This is a genomic window from Pseudomonas sp. XP2, from assembly GCF_053557975.1.
In genome coordinates this window covers 90,204-98,064 of sequence record NZ_JBNRIK010000007.1, presented here as the reverse complement: position 1 = coordinate 98,064, position 7,861 = coordinate 90,204, and the positions used below count along the sequence as shown (strand labels likewise).

The 7,861-nt window shown below is 62.4% G+C and carries 4 protein-coding genes; all 4 read left to right on the top strand.

Annotated elements, in window-relative coordinates; genetic code table 11:
• The first annotated feature begins 171 nt into the window (after positions 1 to 171).
• The 4 genes from fliK (at position 172) to ACK1VC_RS10510 (ending at position 7,823) form a co-directional block, all read left to right on the top strand.
• The gene (fliK, locus tag ACK1VC_RS10525; RefSeq protein ID WP_060519430.1) at positions 172 to 1,728 is read left to right on the top strand and encodes a flagellar hook-length control protein FliK; all 1,557 of its coding nucleotides are present in this window, start codon (positions 172 to 174) and stop codon (positions 1,726 to 1,728) included.
• Positions 1,725 to 2,069, top strand: coding sequence for an EscU/YscU/HrcU family type III secretion system export apparatus switch protein (locus ACK1VC_RS10520; protein ID WP_023049037.1), 345 nt, complete (start codon positions 1,725 to 1,727; stop codon positions 2,067 to 2,069). Before fliK ends, ACK1VC_RS10520 begins: the two co-directional genes overlap by 4 nt.
• A gap of 59 nt (positions 2,070 to 2,128) precedes the next feature.
• Positions 2,129 to 4,852 (top strand): dermonecrotic toxin domain-containing protein, encoded by a 2,724-nt coding sequence (locus tag ACK1VC_RS10515; RefSeq protein WP_191086848.1) that lies wholly within the window; start codon positions 2,129 to 2,131, stop codon positions 4,850 to 4,852.
• A 175-nt stretch (positions 4,853 to 5,027) separates the two neighbouring features.
• Entirely contained in the window at positions 5,028 to 7,823 is a 2,796-nt protein-coding gene (locus ACK1VC_RS10510) for a dermonecrotic toxin domain-containing protein (protein WP_197884490.1), read from the top strand.
• Positions 7,824 to 7,861: the final 38 nt, after the last annotated feature.

The following is a 7,861-nucleotide window of genomic DNA, read 5'->3' as shown; positions in this document are numbered from 1 at the left end:
GGTGTCGCCTGCTTCGCGGGCTTGCCCGCGAAGCAGGCGACGCCGCTCCAGAACCCTTGTGTCTCAAGTCGCCCCGCGCGCTGCCGTTATACTGGCAACCACGGGCGCCCGGCATTATTACACGCGCCGCCGCGCTGCCAAGAGGCCGGGCTCGACAGGTTGTATACAATCATGACTGAAATCAATAGTCTCGGCGCACAAACCGCGATCAACAGCCAAGCCATGAAGGCAGGCATGACCGGTGAACTGCTGCGCCTGATCCAGGCGCAGCCGGGTCTGCTGGCCCCCGGCGAGACCGCGCAGGCCGAAGTCGTGTCGTTGCGCCAGACGGGCCAGGAGTTCCAGTTGGTACTGCGCCTGATACAGGCCAACGGCGTGCAGACCCAGCTGCAAGCCAGCGCCAGCCAGCCACTGCCCCAAGGCAGCCAGGTCACCGTCAGCCAAACCGAAAGCAACCGACTGGCAATCATGCTGCAGCAGGCCAATACCAGCCAGATCGCCACCCTCACCCGCCTGGACACCAGCAAAGTGCCCGTCGGCACCCTGCTGCAAGGCAAGGTCCTGACCAACCAGGCATTGGCCCAGGCGCCCGGCCAACCGCCGATCTACCGGGCGCTGGTCAGCCTGCTCAACAGTGCACAGGCCGGCGCCACCTTGAGCGTCGACAGCCCACGCCCCCTGGCCATTGGCAGCCTGCTCAGCGCGTTGGTGCAAGGCGACCAGTCGCTGCGTTTCGTGCCGCTTAGTGGCAGACAGGACCAACTGAGCATTGCCCAGCAACTGCTGACCCAGCAAAACCGCCAAGCCTCCCTGCCCGGTGTGCTCAACGCGCTGCAACAGCTCGCCCGCGACCCGAGCGCCGATGGCGACCTGCGCGCCAGTGCCGAACGCCTGTTGGCCGGCCTGCCGGACGCGCGGCAACTGGGCGACGCCAAAGGCGTGGCCCAGGCGCTGAACAACAGCGGCGCCTTCCTTGAAGCGAAACTGCTGGGCGGTTTTCCTGCCAGCGTGGCCACTGACCTTAAGGCACACCTGCTGCGCCTGATCACCCAGGCCCCGGTCAGCACACCAGGCATGCCCAACCTGGCGCCCGCCAGCCTGGCCGTGACCATGCCGGCGCTGGCCCGCAGCGCACTGGGCATGCTCGAACGGGTCAGCCCCAAGCCGCAGCCAGGGGCGTTCCCCCTGCCGTCGCGCCTGCTCAAGGCCCTGGAAGACGAAGGCGACCTGCAACAGCTGCTGCGCCTGGCCGCAGCTGCCGTTTCACGCTTGCAAAACCATGCCATGAGCAGCCTGCAACAAACCGGCACACTGGAAAACGGCAACCTGCAGACCACCTGGCAAACCGAAGTGCCGATCCGCCACGGTCAGGAGTTCATCCCGCTGCAAGTCAAAATCCAGCGCGAGGAAACACCGCAACAGCAGGCCGACCGCCAACATGAAGCGCAAGACCCGCTGCAAGCCCTGTGGCGCATCGAGCTGGCCTTCGACCTGTCACCCCTTGGCCCGCTGCAAGTCCAGGCGCAGTTGAGCCAAGGCCGCCTGAGCGGGCATCTGTGGGCAGAACGTGAACCCACCGCAAGGCTGATCGACAGCCAGCTCGGTGCCTTGCGCCAGCGCCTGCTGGACCGCGGCCTGGACGTTGGCAACCTGGAATGCCACCCGGGCATCCCCCCTCAAGGCCCGCGCACACGGGTGGAGCAACGCTGGGTAGACGAAAACGCATGACACAGCAACCAACACGCCAGGCCATCGCCCTGACCTACGACGGCCAGCAGGCCCCTACCCTCAGCGCCAAGGGTGACGATGCGCTGGCCGAGGCCATCCTGGCCCTGGCCCGCGAACACGAGGTGCCGATCTACGAAAATGCCGAGCTGGTGCGCCTGCTGGCGCGCCTGGAGCTGGGCGAACAGATTCCCGAAGCACTGTACCTGACCATCGCCGAGATCATTGCTTTCGCCTGGCAACTGCGCGGCCGCGTCCCGGCGGGCTTCGCCGACGACACCGCCACGCCCCGTGACATCACGCCAGCGCTGCTGGGGCTGCCCCCTCCCGGCAGCGTTACCTGACGCCGTGAGTTGCACCCTCACACTACCCTGATGCCCTTCATCGATAGAAGGGTTACTCAATGCGCCCCATTCCGCACCACAGCCTGGCCCGTATCCGCCAGGCACTGCAGGACTTTCCCCGCCCCGACCTGCTGGCACAACAGACACTTTCCGAATGGCTTACCTCGAAGGGGGTGGCGCAGTCGCCTTTGCTGAACGACGTGGTCACCTTCCACTACCGGATAGAACCGGCGGGAGAAGGGCGTTCACAGGGCAGTACGAAGGCCGTCATCACCCAGAAGATGAACCTGGTCGAAGCATTGCTTGCCAACTGGCAGGGCGAACCGGCCGCAGGCTATGACGGTTTCCACTATGGCGACTGGGCAGGCCTGCCGCCACAGGACCCATTGACCATCGTTGAACGGCTTGCGCCACTGAGCCCGTTATCCAATGCTTCGCCCTATCAGGTGTTCAACGGCCTGTACAAACGCACAGAGCCTCCCCGCTACGCCCCGGATACGCGCCTGCCGATACGCGCAGAAGACTTTCAGACCGCTAACTGGAGGCTGAATTTTCACACCCTGTTCAAACAACAACTCGACAACTACTGGGCTCAACACAATGACGATTATCGGCAGGCCATTCACCTTGCCTTGATTGCCGCCTGCAACCGTCAGGTAATAGAGGGCAGCCTGTCCGAGCCTCAGCGCCAGCTGGTCTGGCGAGTTTGCGGGTTGTTACCTCAGGGCGACCTCAGTATTTCGATGCTGAACGTCTACGGTTATACCGCGACCGATATTCTGTACATCAAACAAACCAGCGACCCAGGGGTTGTCCTGTACATTCCAGGCAATGCTTCGCCGCTTCATGCGTTCACCGATGCGTCCGCCATGAAGGATTGGTTCGCAGAACAATGCAAGGTCCCCGACAAGCGCAATGCAATGCTGGTCCACTTCGCCCGTGCCGACTGGCCCGACGGCCTGGACTTCAGCGGCTTGCGTACGGCCTTGATCGGCTTGGGCTTGTACCCTGCTGCGCATCATTTCAACCCCCAGCACCCGGGTTTTGCGACCAGCGGGCATTGGGACCCGCAAGCGATCATCGACTATCGCCCCGACACCTACTCCCCCCCGATCATCGGCGACCTGTTCGAGCACCTGAGCTTGCAGCGCAAGCGCCGCACCTATGCCGATACCGACAGCCTGATCACCAGCAATCATGACATCGACAAGTCCCGCTGGGGCAACTACCTCTCTGTGGCCACTGCGCTGCTTGCCCCGTTTGCCCTCCTTTTGCCCGAACTGGCTCCGTTGCTGGTGATCGGTGGCCTGAGCCAATTCACCCTTGGCCTTGATCAGGCCATCAATGGCAAGAGCCTGGAGAGCCGAAGCGCAGGCGTCGCCGACCAGACATTCGGCTTGTTCAACGCGCTCCCCCTGGCCGGCCAGGGCTTTGCCAGGGAGGCGTCGGTGTTTCGTTGCAGCCGCCCCGGGTTCTTCACCCCGTCACGCCTCTCCAATGTGCTGGGTATGCCGGTTGGCGCCGCCCCCATCGCCCAGGCGAGCGACTCGGTAGAGTTGGCATTCCGTGAGCAAGCGACCCTGTCCTCCGACAGCCTCGCGGCTGTGGTGACGCGTGTCGACGAAAACCTCGAGCACCGCTTCATGGCATGGCTGCAAACACCCGAGGGCGTGGTCAGCGAATGGGTCGAGTACGAGTTTGCCAGCGACAGCTTCGTCCGCTCCCGTGACACACACATGATCGTGCCACCGCGCTGGCGGCTCGCCAATACCAGCGACACCTCGCTGACGCTGTCCAGAAGGCGATTCAACGCCACCGATGAGCAGCGCAACACGACGCTTCGGGCATTGGGGATCGACGTGGAGATGCCCATCGACTACGCCCTTTACGGGCAATTGGTGCGCACACCGATTCCCAGACTGATCAGCAGCGTCTGGGTGGGTGACAGCGTGCTGCAAGGTGAATTCCTCGAAGCACTGGCCCACAACACCCGCATCGCCCGCCTCAGCGGGTATCGCTACCAGATTCTGCTATCGCAGCAAGACCCACTGGTTTTTGAACGCAATATGCGCCTGCTCCGCACCAGGGCTGAAGGCGCGCAGCTGCTCCCTCTGGAGACTCAAGGTTTCTTTCAGGCGTTCACCCAATCAGCTTATTACCCGCAGTACCAGGCCGCCATCGCAGGCAACGGCGGGCTCGGCCGCAACCTTGCCTCTGCGTGCGACATCTTGCGCTACCGCTTGCTCAAGCACTATGGCGGGCTTTACCTGGATGCCGACGATCGGCTGCTGGACACCACCAGAGGTGAGCTCAACCCACCCTTGGCCACCGTGATGCTCCAGGCCACGGATGATGGCCTGCTGTTCTCGCCGCCGGTGTCTAACGACCAGTTGGGCATGTACGTCAAGTTCAACAACAGCATGATCGGCAGCCTCCCCGGTAACCCGACGCTGGACGCGGTGTCCGATGAGATCCTGCGTCGCTACGGCATGGAACCCGAGTTCTACAACAGCCGCCCGGACCCTCGCCTGGCGCCGTTGCCGTTCCAGGCGTACGCCCGGCGTCTGAGCCTGTTGACCGGCCCAGGTGTGCTCAATGCCGTAGTAGACCAACGACTGCCGCTCCTCAAACAACTGCGTGAAATCTGTCATTTGCTGGTGTCACCGGTTTACGACATCCATGCAACGCTGAACTTCGATATGTTCCATGCCGTGCTGCAACAACACGTACCGCTCGACAGGGTGGCCCGCATGGGCCACGAGCACAGCTGGGCCTATACCTGAAACGGTCGCGGCGGGCCAGGTACAAGCTGGGGGCAATCGACGGGTTTCGTCGTCGCGCACGGCTTGGTTTACCAAGGATGCGCAACGCCTGCGACACCCACCTACATATGTAGTGCCACCGCCCCCCGTATGCAGGTCACCTTTGCCAGCCCATACAGACTCAAAGGTGACCGCCATGACAACCCAATACGTCAATGCCAAGGGCGTGCAATTTGTGCGTGACAGCCTCGCCGGTTTTCCGCGCCCGGACCGTGCGGCAGCCAGTGCCATCCATCAGTGGGCCCAGGAACGCTCCATCGACCTGGACCCAGACCGCGTCGACGCGGTCACCCTGCATTACCAGTTCAGCCCCAAGCTCGGCTGGATTGCGCTCGTCGCGCAGAAGATGACACTGACCCAGGCCGTGCTCTCGAACTGGCAGGGTGAGTCGGCCAACAACTGGTTAGGCGCGGCGATCGATGCTCCTTGGGCCGGCGAGTTACCCGAAGGGCCACTGACCATTGTCCAGACACTGCGCGAGCAAAACCTGTTTGACCATCACGCACCCTATAGCGTCTACAACGGGTTGTTCAGGCACAGCGACCACCCGCTATACAACGCAGACACGCACGTCCCGCTGGCAGCTGAGGAGTTCCAGTCGTTTATCTGGGGCCTGGACTTGCAGGTGCAGTACAAGTCGATGCTCGACAGCTACTGGGATGCCAACCTGGAACGCTACCGTATCAGCGCAAAGATCAACTTCATCGCCGCCTGCAACAAGCAAGTCACCGAGGGCAGCCTCAGTGATGCCGGCAGAAAGCTGGCCTGGCAGGCATGCGGCCTGCAAGCCTCAACGTCGGTAACGCCCGGTGACGAAAAGCCGGGCAGCAAACCGAGGCTGCGCGCCAGGTGGCTAAATGTGTACGGCTACACCGCCACTGACCTGCTGTGCCTGCACGACGGCGTCAGCGGCCTGGTTTTACTCTACATTCCGGGTAATGCCTCGCCCCTGCACGAGTTCAGCGACAAAAAGGCCATGCTGGACTGGTTCGCCAACCAGTGCCGTACCCCGCGCACGCGCGACGCCCTGCAGGGCCACTTCGCCCTGGCCGATCGCGAAGACGGTTTGAGCTACAGCGGCCTTCACACTGCCCTGTGCGGCCTGGGCAGCTACCCAGCTCCCTACCACCTCGACAGCAACCGCCCCGGCTTCACGGCGCAGGGCATCTGGCCCCCACAGGACTACATCAACTACAAGGTCAAGGACTACAGCCCCCTGATAGAAGGCGACCTGTTCCTTTCCCTGGCCCGCCGCCAGAAACAGCGCAGTTACCAGGACGCTCATTTCATCATCACCAGCGACAGCGAAGTGACCAAGGCCAAATGGCGCGGCTACTTGAACTCGGCAATCAACGTGCTGGGCCCTTTGGCCCTGGTAGTGCCCGAGCTGGCCCCGCTGTTCGCCCTGGGCGGCATCGCCCAGTTCGGCCTGGGCCTGGACCAGGCCATCCACGCCAAAAACGCCCGGCAAAGCGCCGAAGGCATCGGCACGTCGGTGTTTGGGGTGCTCAATGCACTACCGCTGGTGGCTGCCGGGGTGTCCAAGGCACCTGTGCTGCTGCGCTTCAAGCATGAAGGTTTTGTGATCCCCAGCCGGGTCAACGAACAAATCGGCTACCCCTTGAGCCCCATCACCCCCCCTGAGCTGCCGCTGGCCGACGTGGCAGATTATTTCCATACTCCAGACCCCATCGCGCCTCTGCCGGGTGCCGACGACGGTGTGGCTGGTGCCGTTGTCAGGACGCCTCGCTACGACGGTTCGCCCGACCTGCTCACGACGATGATCGGCGGTTATCAAGAGCATGTGCTCTACGACATGGAACTCGATGCCTTTCGCCTGGAAAGCGACCTCAATGAGGTTGAGCCAAGCTGCTACATCGCAACGCCCGGCTCGCTCAATCTGGTCGAGGTGGATGCCCGAGCGCGTCAGGTGACCGATGACATGCGCATGGCGACCTTGCGTGCATTGGGCGTTGATCTGAACCTGCCCATTGCGCTACCGGTCCTACCTACCGAAGGACTTCGACCAATCCCTAAACACGTCCTGAATATCTGGGTAGGCGACAAGGTCATTGAGCAAACCCTGATCGACAATATCGCCCGCAACGCCCGCACGCTGCAGGAGACTCAGTATGTTCATCGCCTGTATCTCTCCAGGGCAGAGCCGGGTGCGTTCCAGGCCAACCTGCAGCTTTTGGCGGAGCATGCGCCCGGGGTAGAAGTATTGCCACTTGAGGACCAGCCGTTCTATGCGCGTTTCAAGGAGAGTGCCAACTTCCCCCAATACCAGGCAGCGATCCACGGTAACGGTGGGGTGGCCAGCAACTTTTCGTCGGCGTCGGACGTTTTGCGCTATGCCCTGCTTGAACAGGAAGGTGGCCTGTACATGGATGTCGACGACAGGCTGCTAGCGCCTGGTGAGTACCCTGTGTTCATCGATGGCGCCCCCAGAGGCACGCCGGGAGAGCGCCTTGATGACGTAGCACTTGCCACCTCTGAAAACGGCCTGCTGCTGCACTCGGCGGTGTCCAACGAAAAATTGGGCATGAACTGCCTGTACAACGGCAGCCTGGTAGGCAGCCACGCGAATAATCCGACGCTCAAGGCAATCCTGGAAGAAATGCAGGCGCGCTACGAACAAGCGCCAAACTTCTATCAAAGCAAGCCATCCCTACAAACCGACCCGCAAGCGTTCTATGGTTATGCCCAGGCCCTTAGCCACCTCACCGGGCCGAAGTTGCTCACCGACGTGGTCGACCGTCTGTTGCCTGAGCTCGGCATGATGCGTCAGATCATCAACCTGTATGCGTTCCCCCGCACTAACTCCTGGCAGTTCGTCAGCCTTCCTGAGTTTCAGGCGGTGCAACGGCAACTGCTGCCACTCAACCGCATTGCCAGGATAGGGGGATACAACTCCTGGGCCAGGCCCTGAGCGGCACGTCCAGCTAGGGCCCGACAGGCTTGAGCAAG